A 21,506-nucleotide genomic window follows, 5' to 3' on the forward strand; every position below is an offset into this window, starting at 1 on the left:
ATAGTGGTATAAGACGAGAGCCTCAAACATGTTACCTTTTCTCACTCAGCCCTCTCTTTCTTAGGAGTATAGCAGATAAAGGAAAAATAATGAAGTATTTTTTCATAAAAATAAATAAAAAAGAAATAATCTTTCTTTTTAGTGTAAACGGTTTCAAATCTAGGTATATCAGGGTAATAATAAAACAACCTGTCTGCAAAATTCGCGGACAGGTTGTTTTTACTTAACGTATAGGAGAAATTTATTCTTGCGACATTTTTCACCGCATGTCAATTTACCTGCCGCAATGTTGTCGAATCAATATAATTTGTCCTGCTGGCTCTTACTGGCGGGAAGCCGCAAGCTTCTCGGTCAGCAGCCGCAGCGCCATCCCCCGGTGGCTGATCTGCTGCTTCTCTTCCAGCGTCAGCTCCGCCATTGTCTTCTCAAATCCCGGCAGATAAAAGAGCGGATCATAGCCGAACCCGCCGCCGCCGGCAGGCTCAGAGGTAATCCAGCCCTCTACCCTGCCTTCAGCGGTAAGCTCTTGTCCATTTGCAGGATCGTACAGCGATAACGCGCAGACGAACCGTGCCGTGCTGAGCAGCGGCTGGCCGGTATCCTCGCCCTGCTTCAGTTCTTCCAGCTCGTTCAGCAGCTTAAGGTTATTCTCACCGTCCTCTGCGCCTTCACCCGCATAACGTGCCGAGTAGACCCCCGGCCTGCCGTCAAGGGCATCCACACAAAGACCGGAATCATCCGCCAGAACGGGCAGTCCCAAGGCATCGCCTACGGCTTTTGACTTTTTCAGCGCATTTTCGGCAAAAGTAACCCCGTCTTCCACTACATCCGGCAGAGCGGGATAATCGAACATACTTTTGACCTCCAGCCCAAGCGGTGCAAAAGCATGCTGGAATTCGCGTACCTTGCCTTTATTTTTCGTCGCAACAATCAGAATTCCGCTTGCGGTCTTCATACTACACCTCTTGGCCTGGCTGGCCGGACGGTATTTTGAGGGCGATGGGACCAAGCACTTCTTTTTGCACGGCGATCAGCTCGTAAATCCCCTTCTCGCCCAAGCCCAGCAGCTGGTCCAGCTCCTGGCGGGTGAACGGCCGCTCTTCGCCGGTGCCCTGCACCTCCACAAAAGCGCCTCCGCCCGTCATGACCACATTCATATCGACCTTGGCTTTGGAATCCTCTTCATAGTTCAAATCCAGCAGCGTTTTGTCGCCAACCACACCGACGCTGATTGCCGCCAGATAGTCCGTAATCGGGAATACGCTCAGCTTGTGCTGGAGCGCAATTTTGTTGATCGCAAAGGCCATCGCTACAAAAGCACCCGTAATCGAAGCCGTCCGTGTGCCTCCGTCCGCTTGAATCACATCGCAGTCCAGCGTAATGCTGCGCTCGCCGAGCGCCTGCAAATTAACAACAGAACGCAGCGCCCGGCCAATCAGACGCTGAATTTCCATCGTCCGCCCGGTAAGCTTGCCGCGCGCCGCTTCACGCTGGTTGCGTGTCTGCGTGGCCCGGGGAAGCATGGAATATTCGGCGGTCACCCATCCCTTGCCTTGTCCTTTAAGAAAAGGCGGGACCTTCTCATCCACCGTTGCCGTACAGATAACTTTGGTGTCCCCCATCTCAATGATTACGGAACCCTCCGCATATTTATTCGTTTGGGTTGTTATTGTCAGCGGCCGGAGCCCGTCGTCGTTACGTCCGTTTGATCTCATGTTTTCTGCCTCCTGCATCTTTGTGTAGCTAAAGTTTGTGTGCTGCCTGCCGGAAATCACTGCATTCTTAGATTTCCGCAGAAACGGATAACACCCCGGTTAAGGACGTTATCCGTTTCTGCTTGGCAAACTTTATTCTACCAAAGAGTAGGCACAAAAGCATCTTTTCAGCCTGCCGGATGCATTTTATAACGGCAGCTCGTTCACATATTCCGGAGCGGAAACCGGCTTGCCGTAATCAACATTATTGCTTCCGGTGACTGTCTCCTTGCCGTTCAGGCGAATCTGGACCGGAGCATCTTCGGCATTTTGCGCGACTGTCAGCACTACGGATTCCAAAAACTCATTGGGAACATTTTTGCTGTCCGCAAACATATCGTCGGTCAAAGAGACTGTAACTACACCATTCTGCCCCGCTTTCACCGAGTCGAGCACGGTTTCCTGGGTCATTACCATCTCCAGGCCGTTTCCGGATTCCGGTCCGGCAATCAGTTCGTTCAAGGCTGCTTTCAGCGGCTCTTCTCCCGCGGGTACAAACCGGGTTACAGGCACATAATACTGATGAACGCCATCAGGGGCTGCAGCGGAAAAATAAACCGTAACTGCGCTGGAATTCATCAGCGGTGTTCCATGCTTCGGCAGATTAATGCCCATGCTGCGTGTCAGCGCACGGTCCAGCGGGATGCCGAGCAGCGGCATTTCTGTCAATTTCTTGCCTTCAACCCAGAGCTGCACGCCCTTAATGCCCTCCTGGCCGGTTAATGTCCAGGTAATTGCTTCGAGAATTTTGCGCTCCTCCAGCGGATCGTAGTCGTTAAAGGTAGAGTTGAACTCGACAACGGCCAGCTTATCTTTATCCACGGAGACACTCTTCACTTCCGTTCCGGCAGGAAGCACACCCTGAAAACCTTCCGGCAAAGACGAAGCGTAGGCTCCCTTGCTGACCAGTGCCGTGAGCGAATCCTTTAGCATAGCAGAGCTCTCGCCTTTCGGCAGGCTAAGCGATACAGGGGCAAGCAATCCGTTGCCATCTTCGAGAAAGACGGTTGTCCGCTCCCCGGCCTCTGCCGGTGCGGCTGCTTTGGCATCCTTATCAGCTACAGCTTCTTTTTCTTCCGAGGCAAGCGGTGCGAACACCCCGGAATCCAGCTCGGTAGTTCCGCTAACCTCCAGCATTTGCGCCTCAACTTCTCCCGGCGGCGGATCAACCGCTGCCGACTCTGAGCCAAACAGACCGCAGCCGGACAGTGCAAGTGGAACCGTCAGCAGACAAACCGCCGAAAGATTGCGGATTTGCTTCATATGTTTCATCAATAATTACCCCTTTCAAGGTTAATACCAGATTGTACTGCTATGTATACGAGCCCTCTGTCCAAAAAATAACAACGGCTTATCCTAAAATATTGGCCGTAAAATAATTGGCAGGGAAATCACTACACTTCCACTTCACAGAAATAGTGCACCTGCTGGACATTGACTGCCAGAATCTGTACAATCTCACTACCTTCAGATTTTTTCGAAGGAAAAGAAAAGGAAATGATAAGAGGCAATAAAACTACTACTTACTATGAGGTGACAGATGATGGCTGATGCAAAAATCCCTTACAGTCTCAACAGCAAGGCCGTTGCGGAAGCAACTAAAGTCTGGATGCACAAACGCGGAGTGACCGTTACAGAAATTGCCGAGCTGGTCATGCTCCTGCAAAAGAAATATTATCCGAATCTGACGATGGAGGAATGTGTCCATAACGTTGAGATGGTACTCAGCAAACGTGAAGTGCAGAATGCAGTGCTGACCGGTATCCAGCTGGATGTGCTGGCAGAGGAAGGCAAGCTGCTTCCCCCGCTGCAGGACATGATTGAGAACGATGAAGGATTGTACGGCGTCGATGAAATCCTCGCTTTTTCCATCGTGAATGTGTACGGAAGCATAGGCTTCACCAATTATGGTTATGTAGATAAACTGAAGCCCGGCGTGCTCGAACGGCTCAATGACAAAACGACCGGAGAGATCCATACGTTCTTGGATGACATCGTAGGCGCTGTAGCCGCTGCCGCCAGCAGCCGTATCGCTCACCGGAAACAAGCAGAGCGCGAACAGGAGCTTGGCCTGCCCCATGCACCCGAAGATGTTGAAGAAGCTGCCAAGAAACCAGCGGCTGGCAGCGACTTGCCGGAGTGAGGATCAGTGATTAATGCAAGTCCCTTGAGAATAGCAGCAACTATAAAAAGCCATGCCACAGTGCAGCGGAAATATCGCGCTCACTCTGTGTCATGGCTTTAAGTATTGTTCTCTATTTGCTTTGTTGCGCTATAGCTTGCTTATTCCCGCCAGCCCCGCCCTCTTCACTCCGCGCGCGGCAACGTCCTGCCGCCGCTTGAGCTTGAAGCAGCTCTACGGGCTCAGAGCAGCGAACAGCACGCTGCCACCCGTCCCGGGAGCAGGCTCTATTACTGCCGCCCGCTCCCGGCGCACCAGCTCGGCGAGATGCGCCAGCGTCTCGCCCATGGCAAAGCGCAGCTGATGCGCGCTGGTTACGCGGCTGCGGAACATAGCCTCGCAGACGGCGAATCCGCTCAGCGGGCCTTCACCCAGCAGGGCGGCTGTGGCATCCAGCCGCTCCTCGTGATGGCGGAGCAGGCTGTCCAGCCGCTCCGCAAAGCCGGCGAACGGTTCCCGGTGCCCCGGGAACGCCATCACCACCGGGTAGCTGCGCAGCGCACGCAGCCCCTCCATGAAGGTCAGCAGCGGCTGCGGATCACTGCCGGGCTGCAGGCTGACATTGGGCGAGATTTGCGGCAGCACAGCATCGCCGCAGAGCATAAGCCCGCTGCCGCCGTGATAAAACGACACATGTCCCGGCGCATGCCCGCCGGTAACCAGCGGCTGCCACTCACGGTCCCCCATCGGAAAAGGGGTGGCAGCATTTATATAGGTAACCTCCGGCTGCGGGGTTACCTCTGGAAGGAAGCCCTCCAGATGCTCCCTGATCCCCTGAATCAAATGCTCCGGCATTCCATGCCGGAGGAACTGGAGCGGCAGCGTCTCGTTCAGAGTGGCCTCCGCTCCCCAGGTCATCCGGGCTTCCGCATGAGCCCGTTCCGATATCCACACCTTGCTGCCGCTGCGGGTTTGCATCCAGCCGGCCAGTCCGTAATGGTCGGGATGATGGTGTGTGACAACAACACCGTGCACCTTGTCCCAAGAGAAGTCCAGCTCCTGCATAACCTCCTGCCAAGCCAGCTCCGCCTCAAGCGTATGCGGGCCGGGGTCGATCACCGTATAGTTGCCGTCCCGGTCTGGCAATAGATAGCTGTTCACCTGGCGCAGCGGCGGGGCCATCGGCACCGAAATCTGGATAATGCCGCTGTCCCTTATCTTGATTTCCGGCTTTCGCATGGAATCTTCGCCGCCTCCTCTAAGTCTTCTTCCCGAAACCATCTAAGTCCGGATCCCCCGGAAGATCATCCGGGTTGAGCTTTCTGCATCATAGTCGCTTTCATCGTAGCAGCCATGCACAGCTTCGAGGCGCAGTTCTGCGGCTGCGATCATCTTGCTGAACTGTTCCAGCGAATAGAGCTTTACCCGTTCATGGTAGCGGCGGGGCGTCTGATTTGTTTTGGAGGTAAGAATGATATCTTTCATCACATAACCGTTTTCGATCCGGCGTGACTCATCAATGAGATTGTCTCCATCCTCACGAATGGAATGTGGTACAAGATGGCGGATCACATAAGCAGGGTTAAGGAAATCTATAATAAACTTGCCGCCCGGCTTAAGCATCCGGTGAATTTCCCGCAGCACCTTCACCTGTTCCTCATCCTCCTCAAAATAACCGAAGGAAGTAAACAGGTTAACCACTGCGTCAAAACCGCCATCCAGCGGCAGCTTCCGCATATCGGAGCGTATCCAGGTCACCGATCCGGCTCCCTTCTGGGAACGCGCCTCCCTCAGCAACGCCTCGGATAAATCTACACCGGTAACCTCGTACCCGGCCTCCGAGAGTGCCAGCGAATGACGCCCCATCCCGCAGCAGAGATCCAGCACTTTGGCGCCATGGGGAAGCGCAAGCCAGTCGATCATCTTTTCCACTTCGCGGCGTGCCCCTCCGAAGTCCCTGTGTCTGTAGACAATTAAATAGTCTTCTCCAAAGCTCTCTTCATACCACTCACTCATGATTTCTCTCCTCCCTCAGCACCTGCAAAAACCTCTCTATGTATGCTAATGTACCGCAATTGTAACCCCTTTTGCCGGCAAACTCAAAAAAGAGTCGCCATTTCGCCATACTTCCCGCGCCATGGCAACTCTCTGCTTTTTCAACGTTGACGCTGCAGATATACCCTTGCCTCATAAGGACGAAGCTTCAGCTTTCTTAGATCTTCCTCTTTGGAAGGGGCATAATTGGAGATCAGCAGCTCCAGCTTCTCCGGCTGGAATTCACCCGGAAGCTCGAACACTGGCTCCTGGCCATAAAAATTCAAAATCACCAGCAGCCGCTGCTCCTCCAGCGTACGGGTATAGGCATAAATCTCCGGATGCTCCTCCAGCAACAATCCATATTCACCATAGACGATCACCTGATGATTTTTACGCAGCTCAATCAGCTTTTTATAGTAGTTAAAAATTGAATCGGGGTCTTTGACTGCACTAGCCGCATTTATTTCCTTGAAATTGGAGTTCACTCTGATCCAAGGCACACCGGTTGTGAAGCCCCCTTCTTCTCCATCATCCCATTGCATCGGCGTGCGGGCATTGTCCCGGCTTTTTTTGTGTATGGCGGCCATAATGTCGGCTTCGGGTACGCCGTTTGAACGCTTTTCCTCATAATAATTGAGCGTTTCCACATCCCTGTATTCGTCGATTGATTCAAAAGCCACATTCGTCATGCCGATTTCTTCGCCCTGATAAATGTAAGGCGTACCCTCCAGCATATGAATAAAGGTGGCCAGCATTTTGGCCGAAGGAACACGGTAGAAGAGATCGTCGCCAAACCTCGATACCGAACGCGGCTGGTCATGATTGCATAAATAATTGGCGTTCCAGCCCCGGTCATGCAGGACGGTCTGCCAGTTGCTGATGATTTTTTTGAGCTCCGTCAGGCGCCAGGGAACCACATCCCACTTCCCTCCGCCCGGTGAGGCGGCATCCAGATTCATATGTTCAAACTGAAAGGTCATGTTCAGCTCCCGGCGTCCGTCCCCGACATAATCCAGCGCCTGCTCCGGCCCGAGGCCCGAGGTTTCGCCAACCGTCATAATATCGTAGAAGTACAGCACCCGATCGTGCAGATTCTGCAGCAGTGTGTGCACATGCGACAGGTTAGAGAACATATCATAGGCGCGCACCGTCGGCGTTCCGCCCGGGTTATGCGCATCAGGGTAACCCTCCGCCTTCACGATGTGGGCGATCGCGTCAAACCGGAACCCGTCGACCCCTTTTTTCAGCCACCACTGCACCATTTCATGCAGCTTGTCGATTACCACGGGATTTTCCCAGTTCAGATCCGGCTGATATTTGGAGTACAGATGGAGATAATACTCGTCCGTCACCGGATCCAGCTCCCAGACCGTACCGCTGAAATACGATTCCCAGTTGTTTGGCGGACCGCCGTTTTTGGCTTTTTTCCATATATAAAAATCCCGTTTAGGATTATCCTTCGAGCTTCGCGATTCAATAAACCACGGATGCTCATGGGAGGTATGATTCAGCACCAGATCCATCATCAGCTTCATGCCGCGCGAATGCATCTCACTGAGCAGCCGGTCAAAATCATCCATCGTCCCGAATTCCTTCATAATGTCGCAGTAATCACTAATATCATAGCCATTGTCATGGTTTGGCGATTTATAAATCGGACACACCCAGATGACATCGACACCCAGATTCTGCAGGTAATCGAGCTTGGAAATAATCCCGCGCAGATCGCCTATGCCGTCACCGTTGCTGTCCATAAAGCTGATCGGATAAATCTGGTACACGACGCTTTCTTTCCACCATTTAGGGTTCACTCCGGTTCCCTCCGCTTCCTTCAATTCCTGTAGTTTAAGATCCTGATCTCCGGCGAAACCGGCGCGGCTTCGCCCGGACATATTAATATATCTTAACCACACTGGAGGAAGACGATAACAAATGGTTTTATATATTGATTCTGTAAAAATCCCTAACCTACAGCAAACCCACCATCTTTAATCCTTCATAAATTCCGTTCTCGCTGACATGCTTGGTGACATATGGAGCCACGGCCTTAACCTCATCCTCCGCATTGCCCATCGCGATGCCATGACCGACAAATTGCAGCATCTCTACATCATTGAGGCCATCGCCAAAAGCATAAATATCTTCCTTCTTCACCCCGAGATGCTTCATCATTTGGGCAATGCCGTTAGCCTTCGAGCCGTTGCCGGGCAGAACATCCATACAGAGCGGATGCCAGCGGATAAATTTGAAGCCGGGGTAGGCTTCCACATACATGTCCTGACTCTCCTTCGGGCAAAAGATCATCGCCTGATAAATTTCATTCAGCAGAAAATACTCTGCATCATGCGTCGGAAAGGCCAGCTTCAGTGATCCTAAGCTTGTCTGAATATACTCATGCTCCGCAACGTTCACCTTCATGTCAATGGCATCAATATAGGCTACCGGCTGATCCTGCTTATCGGCGAACAGTGTAAGCTCCTTCAAGGCAGCCGTATCCAGCGGATTGCGGTAAATCACTTCCCCCTCAAAAACAACATATTGCCCGTTAAGCGAAACATACGAATCGATCCCCAGCTCTTCCCGCAGATCCTCAAACATGTAGGAGGCTCTCCCTGTAGCGATGGCCACATGATGGCCCAGTCGCTGGAGCTCCGCGATAGCTTCCTTGGTGGAGGCAGGCACCTGTTTATCCTCATCATAAATCGTACCGTCAATATCAAAAAAAATCGTTTTTGTAGTCATAGCTCTCCATTCTTCTTGCATTCTCTATGAATCTATCCTGCTCAGATTGTAGTTGCTTACAGTAAGCTATGCAAGTTTTCAACAATAATCGCAGCTTTTTTCACGGCACAGAAGCCTTCTGAACAAGATTACCCGCCAAAAAAGCAAGCAGCGTTCCGCCTCCACAAAGGAAGCGGAACGCTGCTTGCTTCATCACTTACTCCAGGTGCTCAAACCGCATTCTGGGCCCGCTGCTGATCCTCCATCAGCCACTGCACCAGCAAATACTCCGGAACGGTGCCTTTTCTGGCCTCCGCGTATACGCGGACCCGTTCCAGCAAACGCCCCGCCGTGTCGGCATTCACCTCAAGTCCTCTCTGTTCCAGCACATGGATTACCCCATTGCTCCCGGAATGTTTGCCCAGCACGAAACGGTGCGTCCGCCCCACCTCCGCAGGATCAAAGGTCTGATACGTGCTTTTCTCCTTCATCAGCCCGTCCACATGGATTCCCGACTCATGCGTAAATGCCAGCTGCCCCACAATCGGCTTCGCATCGCCGACACTGCGCCCGGAGGCGGCAATAACCTTATCCGCCAAACCCTTGAGCAGATCCATCCGCACACCGCTCTCCCCGCCGTACAAATGCCGCCAGGCCATGGCAACTTCCTCCATGGCCGCGTTGCCCGTGCGTTCGCCAATGCCGGCTACGGTGGTGCTGGCCCAAACCGCACCTGCGGCAATGCCGCTAAGTGTGTTGGCGCATGCCAGCCCGAAGTCATTATGGCAGTGCACTTCCAGCTCCACATCCGCGGGAACCGCCCCCAGCAGCGTGCTTACCCGCTCCGCCATCTGCCCGGGATGATGGGCAGATACGGTATCCGCATAACGGAACCAGCGGATTCCTTCTTTATACAGGCTGTTCACCAATTCAACCAGGAATTCCATATTCGCTCTGGAGGAGTCCTCCATCCCTACCGACACCGTCATTCCCAGCCTGAGTCCATGCTCCGCCGCACGAAGCAGCTTGTTCAGCCCCTCTGCCGGCGTCAGCCCAAGCTTGCCCTGAAGCTGAATCTCCGAGACCGGAATGGACACATGGCTCCAGTTCACTCCGGTACTGCGCGCTTTGTCGATATCGCCAAGGACCGAGCGGTTCCAGGTCATAAGCTTCATGGGAAGCCCCAGTTCGGCGATTGCCGCAATATCCTCCTGCTCCCGCTTGCCCATGGCAGGAATACCCACCTCTGCTTGCTCTACTCCGCACTCCGACAGCAACTTTGCGATTTCCAGCTTTTCCGCCCTCGTGAATGAAACTCCAGCCGCCTGTTCACCATCCCTAAGTGTCGTGTCACATAGCTTGAGACTTTTCACGGTTTACCTCCTTCTCCGCAGCAGGCGCAATTCGGATTACGGGTAAGCCCAACGCTGTAACAGGCGAAGTCGAGTGAGCTGAAGCGATGCATTACGCCCGCATAAGTTGTCCCTACCCTTGTAATCCATTTTACGGCTTCCAGTGCTGCCAAACAACCCGCAATTCCGGACGTAGCTCCCAAAACTGGAAACCCGAACGGTTCCCACTGCGGCTGCAGATCTGGATATAGGCATTCCAGGCAGGGCGTTTCCCCGGGAACGACAGTGGTAAGCGAAATCTCAAAGCCGTACATCGCAGCTTCCACCATAGGCGTCCCGGTATCCACACAAATGCGGTTCAACGCATATCTCTCCGGAAAATCATAGCGGGCGTCAATTACAATATCGGCGCTCTCTACCCAGGGTCTGGCAATCTCATATTCAATTTTGGAATTATGCCCTTCGATCTCCACATGCGGATTCAGCCGCTTCAGCTGCGCTGCTGCCGTGCTTATCCGTTCCATGCCCAGGTGATCGCTGTCCATAAGAATCTGCCGGTTGAGATCCGGTGCAAGGATGATTCCCTCATGGGCTAAAATAAGCTTGCCGACGCCAGCCGCTGCCAAATACAGTGCGGCCGTTCCTCCAAGTCCGCCGATTCCGGCCACCATAACCGTAGCTTCCTTCAGCGCCTGCTGTCCGCTTTCTCCAAGCAGCTTCAGCTGCCGGGCATACCGTTCCAGCTCCAAACCTCCGGCAAGCTGCTCCATCCCTGTCTCCCCCTGTGACTGATATTCATTTACTGGCTAGCCCTCCAGGCTTAGCAAACCGTGCAGGGCGGTAATTTCCTTATATTTATGCAAAAAATCCAGCCCTTCCTCCACACACTCCACCCCGTAACGGATCAGCTTCTCTTCCGCCGTGAACGGAAAGGGGAAACCGGCCCGCAGGCTTTTGAGAACGAGGATCACCCGGCCGGTGTACAGCAGTCCGCGCCCGAAGCCTTCTCCATTAATCTCGGCGGTGCTCTGTACGATAACGCCGCTTTTTTCTTCCATCACGCCGGCGACGGCCTGAAAGACAAGCGGCACCTGATGCCGCACTTCCGGAGATACGGCACAGTTAAATTCCGACTTGCTTTTGTCCTCGGCGGAAGCCAGAAACTGCTTGGCGATCTTTGCCTGCGGCGTAAACGAAGCGTATTTTCCAAAGAAGTCTTCCGTACCCAGCAGATAGCATAAACGCCGGACAAAAGCATCCGCCGTATCCGGATCCGGCGGCTTGTGGCTGGAGCGGCTGCGGCGTTGTACTGCCGCGCCTTCTTGAGCCGCTTCTCCTGACAGACTAATGTTCGTCTTAGCCATGGGTTCCATCTACTCCCTCCCCTTCGCCTTCTTCTTCCGCCCGCAGCACCTTAGCCAGCCACATGGGCGGTTTGCCCTGAAGCATTTCCACCAGCCGTTTCACCTGCTCATCAATCGGACTGCCAAAGGGTACCTTCACCGGCATAATCTTGCGGCGGGTGACCCTCGCCGCTGCGGAGGCCCCGATCTGCATAATGAAGATCAGGGTACAATCACCTATCGCCTCCAGGCGGCTGTCGATCCTGCCCGCTTCATCTTCATTGAGCAGGGCTGGGAGCTTGCGCAGCTCCAAGAGCTCTCCGCCATTTTTGGCCACATTGTAAACAGCGAACATTGGACTTTGCCCGAAATGGGCATTTACACGGTTTCCGTCATCTGTGGCGAACGCTACCTTCACGGCGCTCAGCCTCCCTTCGCATCAACAAATCCCCAGCTTTATTACTCCATTCCATAGCACCCCTATAGCCGACCGAAACGGACATATACGCCCCAAGCTCACTCCAGACCGGAAAACCCGCCGCCAGAAATGCAGCTTCAATACGTTCTGCTCCTGCGATCCCATGCGAATTACTGATCCATAAATCCGCGTCTTTTCCGAGCACCTCGGCATCATCCAGATCACCTACCCACACCTCCCGCTCCATACCTGCAACAATCGGAGTTTCATAGGATGCAATCAGCGCCTTTTGTTCCATGCCCAGTTCCTCAAGCCAGCTTGAGACGGAATACAGATGATCCGGCTCCAGCGCGGCCACCACCGACATTCCGGCAAATTGGAAATGTGCATCCAGCATGCTGTCAAGCAGGTTCTCCCGCTGCCAGCAATAACGGAGCGGCACCGGCTCGCCGCTGATCTGATGCAGGAAATGCAGCAGATCATCTGTTGCCTTGAGCCCCATGGCTCCATTAAATACCTTGTAGGGTGTGCCCAGTGCATTGTGCAGCCTCCTGGCCGGACGTTCCATGCTGGCTCCGACGGCAATCGTCAGGCCGGACTGCAGGCTCTGCAGCATGGAATCCAGCGGTACACCGCCTCGGGTCAGCGGGGAAAATCCGGTTAGGAGATGGCCGGACAGCGAGGTGGATATATCCGGTACAGCAATAACATCAAATCCGAAGGATGAGATCATTTCCTTCAGCTCCATCACATCTGCAGGTGTCAGAAAGGAACCCGGAAGCAGCGTAATCTGGCGGGTATTTACATTCCTCGAACCCCGGTGTCCAACCTGCTGGATCATCTCGTCGATCATTGCCTCCACTGTAGTGCTGAACCCTGACTCCAATGAGCCCCGAAAGTCGGGCAGTACAACGGAGAACGCCAGCCCGCCGCGCATATTGCGTTCCCGCTTATACGTCTTGAGCAGGCTTTGATAGTCCACTCCGGCCACATCGGTCAATTCTGTTCCCACAATGCCGATAATATCGGGCCGGTGCTTGCTCAGCACAAGATTGAGCGCCTCCTCCAAATTGCGGTTAGCATCGAAAATAACATCCATTTCCTGCAGCGCCGAGGTCTGTACGGCGATCGGCTCGCGGAAATGCCGGGTAAGCAGTGCTTTGGGAAAAGCGGAACAGCCTTGGGAGCCGTGGATTAGCGGCATGGCGCGGTAGCAGCCTTGAAGGGCCAGAACAGCCCCCAGCGATTGGCCAATCTTGATCGGATTGACCGAGGCGGGCTTTTTTCTCCGGTTAACGGTCATAGGGCGGAGCCTCCTTATCCCATGGAGCAGGACTAGATGCCAGCTTCCAGATTGGATTCGCCAGGGAATACGTCAGCTCCTTGGCCAGCCGCAGCAGCCCCTCATACCCGGCGTAAGCCTTGTGCCTCTCCTGGTTGATATCAATAAAAGGAATTTGCTCTTTCATCGCCACATACATATTGCGCCCGCCGGCGATCATGATATCAGCTTTACGTTCCCGTACAGTTTTGAGAATCCGGCTCGCACCGCCTTCCGGAATATATTCGGTGTCATCCCCTACCCTGTCGGCAATACGCCGCACATCATCCTCTGTGCTTTTGTTCGTGCCGACTCCAACCACCTGAACACCCAGTTCTTTAAGTGCGGAAATCACGGACCAGCTTTTAACGCCGCCGGTGTACAGCACCGCCTTTTTCCCTTTCAGCAGCTTGCGGTACGGACGCAAATCCATGGCCAGCCGACTTTCTTCACGCTCGGTCAACCGGTCAACACGGCGCTCCATTTCACGGTCATTCATCAGATACGCCATTTGGCGCAGGGAATACGTCGTTTCCTTGGCCCCGTAGAAAGAGCCCTCAAAATAAGGGATGCCATATCTCGACTCCATCTCTTTGGCAAGACCGAGCAGCGCGCGGCTGCAGACCACCATATTCACCTTGGCACGGTGCGCCCAGGTAATCTCCTTATATCTGGCATCTCCTGTAATACGCGAGGTTACGGCGATTCCGGCACTGTTCATCAGCTTCTCGATATCCCACATTTCACCGGCAATATTATATTCACCGATCAAATTGACGCCGAGCGGAGTTCCCGGCTCCGGTTCACCTGTCCCGATCACATACTGCAGCAGAGCATCACCCGCCAGCCGGTTGCCCAGATTCTTGCTGCCGACAAAGCCCGGGCTGTTCACGGGAATAACAGGGATATGCAGACGTTCCCCTGCCTCCTTGCACACAGCATCCATATCTTCGCCAATCAGAGCCGTCACACAGGTTGAATATACAAATATTGCCGGAGGCGCAAAGCGCCCGGCAATATAGTCGATACTTTCCTTCAGTTTCTTTTCCCCGCCAAAAATAATATCGGAATCGTTAAGATCCGTAGCAAAGCCATACTGGGACAGAGAAGGCCCGCTGGACAACGCCCCTCTGCTCTCCCAGCTGTTCCCGGCACAGGCAATCGGACCATGGACAAGATGCGCGGCATCCATAATCGGCAGCAATGTGATTTGGGCTCCGTCGAAGGAGCAGCCTCCGGCCGCTTCACCCGGTTTGGGCCGCGGACAAGGCTTGGATTTGGGGGAGAGGCTCCCGCAAGCCTCGGAATCAAATTCGTCTTTTCGCACAGGGTCCATCGGCTCTTCATCTCCTTCGTTAAAGGTGGATGCTTACTACAGGCAATCCTGCATCTATGAAACAGGAGAGCGAATATCCGGGGAAAACGAGAACGCCGGGAACTTAACTATTTTATAATTCATAGAAATTCATGTGTTTTCTCTTACCGTACCAGATCAAAGTTGAACCCGGAATGGTTGCGGTCAAGCTCATCCAGAACAGTATTAACGATCAGACTGAGCAAATTCAGTGCACCTTGGTATCCAAGAACCGGATAACGGTGCATGTGATGACGGTCAAAGATCGGGAACCCCACCCGGATCAGCGGCACATTCGCATCCTTGGCTGCGAACTTCAGATGCGAGCTGCCGATCGCCAGATCCACCGGATCGTTCAGCAGCAGTGAACGCATATGCCACAGGTCTTTGCCGATATAAACGGCGGCTTCCGAGCCGTACGGACTGGAGGCCAGCAGCGCCTCGGCTTCCTCCTTGAATTTCACATCATTGAAGTCCACATCCCCATTCGAGCAGACGATATGCACAGGCTCCATACCGGTTTCCAGACAGAACCCGATGAGTCCGATGAGCAGGTCGGGATCACCGACCAGTGCCACCCGCTTGCCGTGAATGTAAGGGTGGCTGTCCATAAGGGCATCTACTACCCGGCCGCGTTCTTCAGTAAGCGATGCAGGAACTGGAAGACCCGTCAGCTCACTGATGGTATCCAGCAGCTTGTCGGTTCCTGTAATGCCGAGCGGTGTGGACATCGCAGCGATCAGCTGCTTCCAGGTTCCGCCGATATAATCCTGTGTCTTTTTGAGCGTGTATTTCTGCAGCGACAGCGTAGCGAGCGCGTTAGCGGCCAGAGGCACATCATCAAGCTTCGTTCCACCGTAATAATATTCGTATTCTCCCGTAGCCGGAGAGTCATAGTTGCCGCTGTGATCGCCAAGGAAAGTATATTTGGTATCAAAGGCATTCAGAATTTTACGGATTTCCGCAAAGTTTCCGGTGTATGGCTCAAAGCCAAGCATAACATTCAGCTTCTCCCCCGTTTCTTCGCCGCTTCCCGGAGCAGCCTGAATGCCTGAACGGTCATACAGATAGCTGAGGATTCCTTTCAGCATCGAATCATACCCGGTGATGTGTGATCCGACAAAGCTTGGCGTGTTGCAGAAAGCAACCGGGAAGTCTTCTGAAATCACACCCTTTTGACGGGCGTTGCCGATGAAGGAGGACAGGTCGTCGCCGATAACCTCGGCCATACAGGTCGTACAAAGCGCAACCATCTCCGGTTTGTAGAGGGCAATACTGTTCTCCAGCCCGTCAATCAGATTGCTCATGCCGCCAAATACAGCCGCGTCCTCGGTCATGGAAGAAGAAACAGCAGGGGTAGGCTCTTTGAAATGACGGCTTAGATGGCTGCGGAAATAAGAATTGCAACCCTGCGAACCGTGCACGAAGGGCAAGGTCTTCTCGAAACCGAGCGCGGCCATGATCGAGCCAAGCGGCTGGCAGGCTTTATGCGGATTGATGACAACCGCTTTACGGTTAAAGTTCTTCTCCAAATACTCCGCAGATTGAGAGTAAGCGAGTGCTTCAGCCGTTTCCTGCTCGCTGCAGGGCGCTTCGAACTGCCTTTTATTCTCCCGCTGCTGCACGAAGCGGTCTTCCGAGAACAACGAGTTATAATCCGGAATCTCCAGTCTGTCTTTGCTCATATGCTCGCCCCCTCTGCCTGGACTTTTTCCTTCTTGCTAATCAGATTCCACACCGGGCTGTTCACGGTCATATCCATGTCTTTGGCAAAAATCTTGAAGCCGTCGAAGCCATGATACGGACCGCTGTAATCCCAGGAGTGCATTTGGCGGAACGGAACCCCCATCTTGTGGTATACATATTTCTCCTTAACCCCCGAGCCCACAAGGTCAACATTCATTTTCTGTGCGAGCTCTTCCAGTTCATACGCCGTTGGATCATCCATGATGATCGTGCCTTCCTTCATCATCGGAAAGGTCTTCTCGTAATCATCTTTATGGGCAAATTCATAGCCGGAAGCCACGATGTCCATGCCGAGATCCTCATAAGCGCCGATCGTATGGCGGGACCGCAAACCGCCGATCATCAGGAGCACTTTTTTATTTTCCAGCCGCGGTCTGAATTTATGAATAATGGCATCCATTTCCGGTTTATGCTTTGCGATCATCTTCTCGCAATTCTCCTGGATCGTCTCGTCAAACAAAGCGGCGATGGCGCGCAGGCTCTCATACGTTTTGGAAGGGCCAAAGAAGTTGTATTCCATCCAAGGAATACCGTAGGCCTTCTCCATATGCTCAACCATGTAGTTCATGGAGCGGTGGCAGTGAATCAGGTTCAGCTTCGCCTTATGGGCAATTTCCAGCTCATTCAAGGTACCGTCGCCGGACCACTGGGCAATGACGCGAAGACCCATTTCTTCCAGCAGGATACGGGAAGCCCAGGCATCACCGCCGATATTATAATCGCCGATAATATTGACATCATAAGGGCCGGTTTCAGCCAGTTCAGCTTTGCCGAGCACGAAGTCACGGATTGCATCGTTGGCAATATGATGGCCCAGGGACTGGCTCACACCCCGGAACCCTTCGCAGCGCACCGGAACGATCGGCATCTCCAGCTCTTTGGCCATTTTTTTGGATACTGCTTCAATATCATCGCCGATCAGACCGACCGGACACTCAGATTGAACAGAAATCCCTTTGGCGAGCGGGAACATCTCGGTAATCTCACGCATAATCACTTCAAGCTTCTTATCTCCGCCGAAGACGATGTCTGTCTCCTGGAAATCGCTTGTAATCTGCATGGCGGTAAAATTGTCGATCCCAAGCGTCCCGTTGGCATAGTTGCGGCGGGTCCCCCAGCTGTATTGGCCGCATCCGATAGGGCCATGGCTGATATGAACCATATCCTTGATCGGTCCCCATACCACACCTTTAGACCCTGCATAGGAGCATCCGCGCGGCGTCATGACGCCGGGACGGGATTTAATATTGGACTTCAGCGCACATGTGCCGCAGGTTTTTGCTTCTTCCGTATTGATCTGAAAATGCTTTTCACGGTCTTTCTTCGCTTTTTTGGGGTAGGCTTCCAGCACTTCTTCAACCAGTTTTTTATTCGCCTCGATATCCAGTCCCATTTGCTGACCCTCCTTTTCGTGGTGCAGGAAGCCTAAGCCGCCTGCGTGGCTTCTCGTGCCACAATGAGCGATTCCGGTGAATCAGCCGTCTCTCCACTCCCGTTCACCGGATTTCGCGTAAACTCCCGCCTGCCGCTTATTGTCCGGAAGCCTGGAGCTTCTGGATGGCTGCTTCCTCGTCTTCGATGATGCCGAATTCCATCAGCAGTTCCTCCAGCTCTTCCATCGTAATTGGGGTCGGAATCGTCAGCATTTTATTGTTCAGAATCTTCTCCGCAAGGATTTCATATTCCTTGGCTTGAGCATGCTCCGGATTATATTGGGCAACGGTCATTCTGCGCAGCTCAGCATGCTGAACCACATTGTCGCGCGGCACAAAGTGAATCATTTGTGTATTCAGGCGGCGGGCAAGCTCCATAATGAGCTCGTCTTCACGGTCCGTGTTGCGGCTGTTGCAGATCAGACCGCCCAATCTTACACCGCCGCTGGTGGCATATTTCAGGATACCGCGTGCGATGTTGTTGGCAGCGTACATCGCCATCATCTCCCCGGAACAGACGATGTAAATCTCCTGCGCCTTGTTCTCGCGGATCGGCATTGCGAAGCCGCCGCAAACAACGTCGCCCAGTACGTCATAGGATACGAAATCCAGATCGGAATAAGCGCCTTCCTGCTCCAGGAAGTTGATTGCCGTGATGATCCCGCGTCCCGCGCAGCCTACGCCCGGTTCAGGTCCGCCGCATTCTACGTTAATGATGTCGCCGAAGCCGGTTTGCAGTACATCATCCAGTTCCAGATCCTCTACGGAGCCAAGCTCAGCCGCCAGATGAAGCACGGTTTGTTGAGCTTTGGTATTCAGGATGAGACGTGTGGAGTCAGCTTTGGGGTCGCAGCCTACGATCATAATTCTTTGTCCGAATTTTGTAGCCAGCTGAGCGAGGGTGTTTTGTGAAGTTGTCGATTTACCGATACCGCCTTTACCATAGAAAGCGATTTGTCTCATTTTTCATCATCCCTTCGAAATGTTTATATTTTCAAAATAAGAGCTGTACTTGACGCTTTCGAGAATAGCTTCCTGTATTCCACCTTTGCGGACGAGAGGCAATACTCCGGCTTTGTTCAGGCTGACCCGGGGGCCTTCGCCGATACCGGAGCAGAGAAGAATGCGGCAGTCACTAAGAATGGAGATGATTTCCTGCAGCGTGGCGGCTTTATCGCCGTTGCAATCTGCTTTGCCGTGGCAGTACGCCTGGATCTTACGGACACCGAGCAGTTGTACCTCCGCTCCGTCGGTATCGTACACCAGGAATTCGGTCGCGTGCCCAAAATGCTGATTGACCTTGTCTCCGCCTCTAGTAGCTACGGCGACTCTAATCTTGGGAGCATTCTCCTGCATGTGTCTTTCTCGCCTCACTTTGACGCGCTCGCGGATTTTGGCATCCAGATCATGTTGGAACTGCGCCCTGGCTGCTTCATTGATTGCCGGATCGTCCTCCATCGCCTCCAGCGGGAAATCCTGGTTGCGGTCCTGGCCCAGCAGTCCAATGGCATCGGCCCGGCATTGCCGGCAGTGGCGCATAACCTTCATGCCGTCACGTCCAAGCAGCTCCTGCAGATTGTGCAATTCCTTGGGACGGGGTGCTTTGCGTCCGTCCGCTTCATACTGGCTGCCCGGCGCGATAATCAGCGGAGTTACATTATGCAGTGTGGCCCCGAGCTCTTTTACTCTTTTGGACACTGCAGGCAGATGATGATCATTGACCCCCGGAATCATAATGGAGTTGACCTTAACCAGAATTCCGAGCTTCGCCAGCATTTCAAGACCTTGAAGCTGGCGGCTGATCAGCAGCTCCGCCGCTTCTCTCCCTTCGTACCGCACTCCCTCATCGAATACCCAAGGATAGATTTCGCGGCCGATATCCGGATCAATGGCGTTGATGGTGATCGTGACATGGCGGATACCCAGCTCGATAATCTCATCCACATGCCGGTAAAGTGTAAGTCCGTTCGTGCTAAGACATAAGGACACATCCGGCACATGTCTTTTGACCCGGGCAAACGTATCGAAGGTCTGCTCCGGATTCGCCAGCGGATCTCCAGGTCCGGCTACACCAACCACCGAGAGCTGCATAAGCTGCGCTGCAACCCCTTTTACCTTGCGTTCCGCCTGCTCCGGCGTCAGCACCTCACTGACCACGCCCGGCCTGCTCTCATTCACACAGTCGAACTTACGGTTGCAGTAATTGCACTGGATGTTGCAGGCGGGAGCAACCGGGATGTGCATTCTGGCATAAAACCGGTGGGCTTCCTCGCTGTAGCAAGGGTGGCGGCTAATCTCCTCCTCTGCTTCATTTGGTATACACGACGACGGCTGCATTATTTCCCACCTCCTGAAAGTTTTACGGAGCATCTGCTACCTGAAACCTCTGCGCAGTAAAACTCGCTTCGGAAGCATATGCTTTGTTTTACGGAGCTTAACATCCTGAATTCTTTACACTTAGAAGACTTTAAGCATGATTGGAATTAGTATGTTATATTTCATAACTCCAAACTCACTCAACCGCTTTGATTAATCTCATAATATTTTCAAACCTCCACACCGTCAATTATGTTTAAGCTAAAATAGCCTTATTTTTCCTTAAGTTTGCAGTTTCGTCATAACACATGTAAACTTACATAACATTTATGTATCATGTTTCCGTTTCCATCACGGTCATTTTTCATTGAGAATTAATTTCAGGAAGCATTGACATTAGTCTTCCGGTCATATATGATACTTTTAGATCAATCCTGCAACCAATAAAATTTAATATATCCCGTAAAGGGGAGTAGCTGTTAAATAAAGTCGTCAATACGAGAATATGAGGATATTCTCCGGCTTTATTGGCAATGAACTATTGTTAGCGAGACCTTTACCAATCAGGTTACCTTTATTCCAAAGGCTAATCTGTTTGGTAAAGGTCTTTTTTATATAAATTTGGTTAGACTATTGGTATTGCAGGGTTATTTTTAATATGTTCATCCAAATGAGGGGGAAACAGCAATGGATTGGGGATTATTATTGGAGTATGGCTGGGTATTGCTCGTTCTTGTAGCACTGGAAGGACTACTCGCCGCAGACAACGCACTTGTCCTGGCAATTATGGTAAAACACCTTCCCGATGAGGAACGTAAAAAAGCCCTCTTTTATGGATTGGCAGGGGCGTTTGTCTTCCGGTTTGGTTCACTTTTTGTCATCTCGTATCTCGTCGATATCTGGCAGGTACAAGCCATCGGCGCACTCTACTTATTGTTTATCGCGGGGAATCATATTTTCCGAAAAGTGCTGTTCAAGAAGCCGGTCACTGACGAAGCTGCTGAGAGCGGCTCATCGGCTGCTGTCGATAAGAAGAAAAGCGGCTTTTGGTTTACAGTATTAAAGGTTGAAGTTGCTGACATCGCTTTTGCCGTCGATTCCATCCTCGCAGCGGTTGCCCTTGCGGTAGCACTTCCACCGAGCGGACTGGGCCACATCGGCGGCCTTGACGGCGGACAGTTCCTCGTCATCTTCGCTGGCGGATTTATCGGACTGATCATTATGCGTTTCGCGGCATCCTACTTTGTTAAATTGCTGCATTCCCGTCCGGGCCTTGAAGTTGCTGCCTTCTTCATCGTCGGCTGGGTAGGGGTTAAGCTTGCAGTAATTACCCTGGCTCACCCGTCGCTGGGTGTTCTGTCCGAAGACTTCGCCCACAGCACCTGGTGGAAAGCGACCTTCTATGTAGTGCTGGTTCTCATTGCCGTTATAGGATGGTTCATGAGCAGCCACAAAGTGGAAGAGAACGTTGGAGAAAATCCGGTTAAAGAAGTGGATAAACAACTGGGTAAATAAGCTTTAAAATACAGCCACAAACAATAACCCGAAAGATACACCTTCTGAACAGGTGTTCATCTTTCGGGTTATTG

19 protein-coding genes are annotated in these 21,506 nt (G+C 52.8%); 2 read left to right on the forward strand and 17 right to left on the reverse strand.

Features of this window, described 5'->3' with window-relative positions; genetic code table 11:
* Positions 1 to 322: 322 nt before the first annotated feature.
* The 3 genes from H70357_RS27330 to H70357_RS27340 form a co-directional block, all read right to left on the reverse strand.
* Complete coding sequence (locus H70357_RS27330) at positions 323 to 955, reverse strand: XTP/dITP diphosphatase (RefSeq protein WP_038595911.1); 633 nt, start codon at positions 953 to 955, stop codon at positions 323 to 325.
* Between the two features lies 1 nt (position 956).
* Positions 957 to 1,715, reverse strand: a complete 759-nt coding sequence (rph, locus tag H70357_RS27335) for a ribonuclease PH (protein WP_038595913.1) — start codon at positions 1,713 to 1,715, stop codon at positions 957 to 959.
* A 186-nt stretch (positions 1,716 to 1,901) separates the two neighbouring features.
* Positions 1,902 to 3,026 carry a GerMN domain-containing protein gene (locus H70357_RS27340; RefSeq protein WP_052092277.1) on the reverse strand — a complete coding sequence of 375 codons (1,125 nt, stop codon included), beginning with the start codon at positions 3,024 to 3,026 and terminating at the stop codon, positions 1,902 to 1,904.
* Positions 3,027 to 3,297: 271 nt separating this feature from the next.
* On the opposite strand from H70357_RS27340, the gene H70357_RS27345 reads away from it, so the two are divergent.
* Positions 3,298 to 3,897: a phosphatidylglycerophosphatase A family protein gene (locus tag H70357_RS27345; RefSeq protein ID WP_038600605.1), complete on the forward strand. Its 600-nt coding sequence runs from the start codon at positions 3,298 to 3,300 to the stop codon at positions 3,895 to 3,897.
* Positions 3,898 to 4,110: 213 nt separating this feature from the next.
* Here the strand turns inward: H70357_RS27345 and H70357_RS27350 are convergent, their stop codons facing one another.
* The 14 genes from H70357_RS27350 to nifB all read right to left on the reverse strand — a co-directional run bounded on the left by H70357_RS27350 (position 4,111) and on the right by nifB (position 19,938).
* The gene (locus tag H70357_RS27350) at positions 4,111 to 5,115 is read right to left on the reverse strand and encodes an MBL fold metallo-hydrolase (RefSeq protein ID WP_052092278.1); all 1,005 of its coding nucleotides are present in this window, start codon (positions 5,113 to 5,115) and stop codon (positions 4,111 to 4,113) included.
* A 42-nt stretch (positions 5,116 to 5,157) separates the two neighbouring features.
* Complete coding sequence (locus H70357_RS27355; RefSeq protein ID WP_038595916.1) at positions 5,158 to 5,892, reverse strand: class I SAM-dependent methyltransferase; 735 nt, start codon at positions 5,890 to 5,892, stop codon at positions 5,158 to 5,160.
* A gap of 140 nt (positions 5,893 to 6,032) precedes the next feature.
* Entirely contained in the window at positions 6,033 to 7,724 is a 1,692-nt protein-coding gene (locus H70357_RS27360; RefSeq protein ID WP_038600611.1) for a glycoside hydrolase family 13 protein, read from the reverse strand.
* Between the two features lie 157 nt (positions 7,725 to 7,881).
* Positions 7,882 to 8,655 carry a Cof-type HAD-IIB family hydrolase gene (locus tag H70357_RS27365; protein ID WP_038595919.1) on the reverse strand — a complete coding sequence of 258 codons (774 nt, stop codon included), beginning with the start codon at positions 8,653 to 8,655 and terminating at the stop codon, positions 7,882 to 7,884.
* A 209-nt stretch (positions 8,656 to 8,864) separates the two neighbouring features.
* Complete coding sequence (locus tag H70357_RS27370; protein WP_038595922.1) at positions 8,865 to 10,007, reverse strand: homocitrate synthase/isopropylmalate synthase family protein; 1,143 nt, start codon at positions 10,005 to 10,007, stop codon at positions 8,865 to 8,867.
* Positions 10,004 to 10,756 carry a HesA/MoeB/ThiF family protein gene (locus H70357_RS27375; RefSeq protein ID WP_038595924.1) on the reverse strand — a complete coding sequence of 251 codons (753 nt, stop codon included), beginning with the start codon at positions 10,754 to 10,756 and terminating at the stop codon, positions 10,004 to 10,006. The genes H70357_RS27370 and H70357_RS27375 overlap by 4 nt, the downstream gene beginning before the upstream one ends.
* A 36-nt stretch (positions 10,757 to 10,792) precedes the next feature.
* On the reverse strand, positions 10,793 to 11,359 hold the full coding sequence (locus H70357_RS27380; RefSeq protein ID WP_038595928.1) for a DUF269 domain-containing protein: 567 nt from the start codon (positions 11,357 to 11,359) through the stop codon (positions 10,793 to 10,795).
* Positions 11,343 to 11,747 carry a nitrogen fixation protein NifX gene (gene nifX, locus H70357_RS27385; RefSeq protein WP_038595931.1) on the reverse strand — a complete coding sequence of 135 codons (405 nt, stop codon included), beginning with the start codon at positions 11,745 to 11,747 and terminating at the stop codon, positions 11,343 to 11,345. Before nifX ends, H70357_RS27380 begins: the two co-directional genes overlap by 17 nt.
* Positions 11,722 to 13,050: a nitrogenase iron-molybdenum cofactor biosynthesis protein NifN gene (gene nifN / locus H70357_RS27390; RefSeq protein ID WP_038595933.1), complete on the reverse strand. Its 1,329-nt coding sequence runs from the start codon at positions 13,048 to 13,050 to the stop codon at positions 11,722 to 11,724. The genes nifX and nifN overlap by 26 nt, the downstream gene beginning before the upstream one ends.
* Positions 13,040 to 14,404, reverse strand: a complete 1,365-nt coding sequence (gene nifE, locus H70357_RS27395) for a nitrogenase iron-molybdenum cofactor biosynthesis protein NifE (protein ID WP_052092279.1) — start codon at positions 14,402 to 14,404, stop codon at positions 13,040 to 13,042. Before nifE ends, nifN begins: the two co-directional genes overlap by 11 nt.
* Before the next feature lie 143 nt (positions 14,405 to 14,547).
* Complete coding sequence (gene nifK, locus H70357_RS27400) at positions 14,548 to 16,107, reverse strand: nitrogenase molybdenum-iron protein subunit beta (protein WP_038595936.1); 1,560 nt, start codon at positions 16,105 to 16,107, stop codon at positions 14,548 to 14,550.
* Positions 16,104 to 17,561 (reverse strand): nitrogenase molybdenum-iron protein alpha chain, encoded by a 1,458-nt coding sequence (gene nifD / locus H70357_RS27405; RefSeq protein ID WP_038595939.1) that lies wholly within the window; start codon positions 17,559 to 17,561, stop codon positions 16,104 to 16,106. Before nifD ends, nifK begins: the two co-directional genes overlap by 4 nt.
* Before the next feature lie 136 nt (positions 17,562 to 17,697).
* A complete protein-coding gene (gene nifH, locus H70357_RS27410) occupies positions 17,698 to 18,564 on the reverse strand; it encodes a nitrogenase iron protein (protein ID WP_038595941.1) in 867 nt (288 codons plus the stop codon).
* A gap of 6 nt (positions 18,565 to 18,570) precedes the next feature.
* Positions 18,571 to 19,938 carry a nitrogenase cofactor biosynthesis protein NifB gene (gene nifB / locus H70357_RS27415; RefSeq protein WP_038595943.1) on the reverse strand — a complete coding sequence of 456 codons (1,368 nt, stop codon included), beginning with the start codon at positions 19,936 to 19,938 and terminating at the stop codon, positions 18,571 to 18,573.
* A gap of 666 nt (positions 19,939 to 20,604) precedes the next feature.
* On the opposite strand from nifB, the gene H70357_RS27420 reads away from it, so the two are divergent.
* The gene (locus tag H70357_RS27420) at positions 20,605 to 21,432 is read left to right on the forward strand and encodes a TerC family protein (protein ID WP_038595945.1); all 828 of its coding nucleotides are present in this window, start codon (positions 20,605 to 20,607) and stop codon (positions 21,430 to 21,432) included.
* Positions 21,433 to 21,506 lie beyond the last annotated feature (74 nt).

This window comes from Paenibacillus sp. FSL H7-0357, assembly GCF_000758525.1.
Lineage (GTDB): Bacteria > Bacillota > Bacilli > Paenibacillales > Paenibacillaceae > Paenibacillus_AQ.

Coding starts and splice junctions, on each gene's coding strand:
- H70357_RS27330 (WP_038595911.1), bottom strand. CDS start 955: ATGAAGACCGCAAGCGGAATTCTGATTGTTGCGACGAAAAATAAAGGC.
- rph (WP_038595913.1), bottom strand. CDS start 1,715: ATGAGATCAAACGGACGTAACGACGACGGGCTCCGGCCGCTGACAATA.
- H70357_RS27340 (WP_052092277.1), bottom strand. CDS start 3,026: ATGAAACATATGAAGCAAATCCGCAATCTTTCGGCGGTTTGTCTGCTG.
- H70357_RS27345 (WP_038600605.1), top strand. CDS start 3,298: ATGGCTGATGCAAAAATCCCTTACAGTCTCAACAGCAAGGCCGTTGCG.
- H70357_RS27350 (WP_052092278.1), bottom strand. CDS start 5,115: ATGCGAAAGCCGGAAATCAAGATAAGGGACAGCGGCATTATCCAGATT.
- H70357_RS27355 (WP_038595916.1), bottom strand. CDS start 5,892: ATGAGTGAGTGGTATGAAGAGAGCTTTGGAGAAGACTATTTAATTGTC.
- H70357_RS27365 (WP_038595919.1), bottom strand. CDS start 8,655: ATGACTACAAAAACGATTTTTTTTGATATTGACGGTACGATTTATGAT.
- H70357_RS27375 (WP_038595924.1), bottom strand. CDS start 10,756: ATGGAGCAGCTTGCCGGAGGTTTGGAGCTGGAACGGTATGCCCGGCAG.
- H70357_RS27380 (WP_038595928.1), bottom strand. CDS start 11,359: ATGGAACCCATGGCTAAGACGAACATTAGTCTGTCAGGAGAAGCGGCT.
- nifN (WP_038595933.1), bottom strand. CDS start 13,050: ATGACCGTTAACCGGAGAAAAAAGCCCGCCTCGGTCAATCCGATCAAG.
- nifE (WP_052092279.1), bottom strand. CDS start 14,404: ATGGACCCTGTGCGAAAAGACGAATTTGATTCCGAGGCTTGCGGGAGC.
- nifK (WP_038595936.1), bottom strand. CDS start 16,107: ATGAGCAAAGACAGACTGGAGATTCCGGATTATAACTCGTTGTTCTCG.
- nifD (WP_038595939.1), bottom strand. CDS start 17,561: ATGGGACTGGATATCGAGGCGAATAAAAAACTGGTTGAAGAAGTGCTG.
- nifH (WP_038595941.1), bottom strand. CDS start 18,564: ATGAGACAAATCGCTTTCTATGGTAAAGGCGGTATCGGTAAATCGACA.
- nifB (WP_038595943.1), bottom strand. CDS start 19,938: ATGCAGCCGTCGTCGTGTATACCAAATGAAGCAGAGGAGGAGATTAGC.
- H70357_RS27420 (WP_038595945.1), top strand. CDS start 20,605: ATGGATTGGGGATTATTATTGGAGTATGGCTGGGTATTGCTCGTTCTT.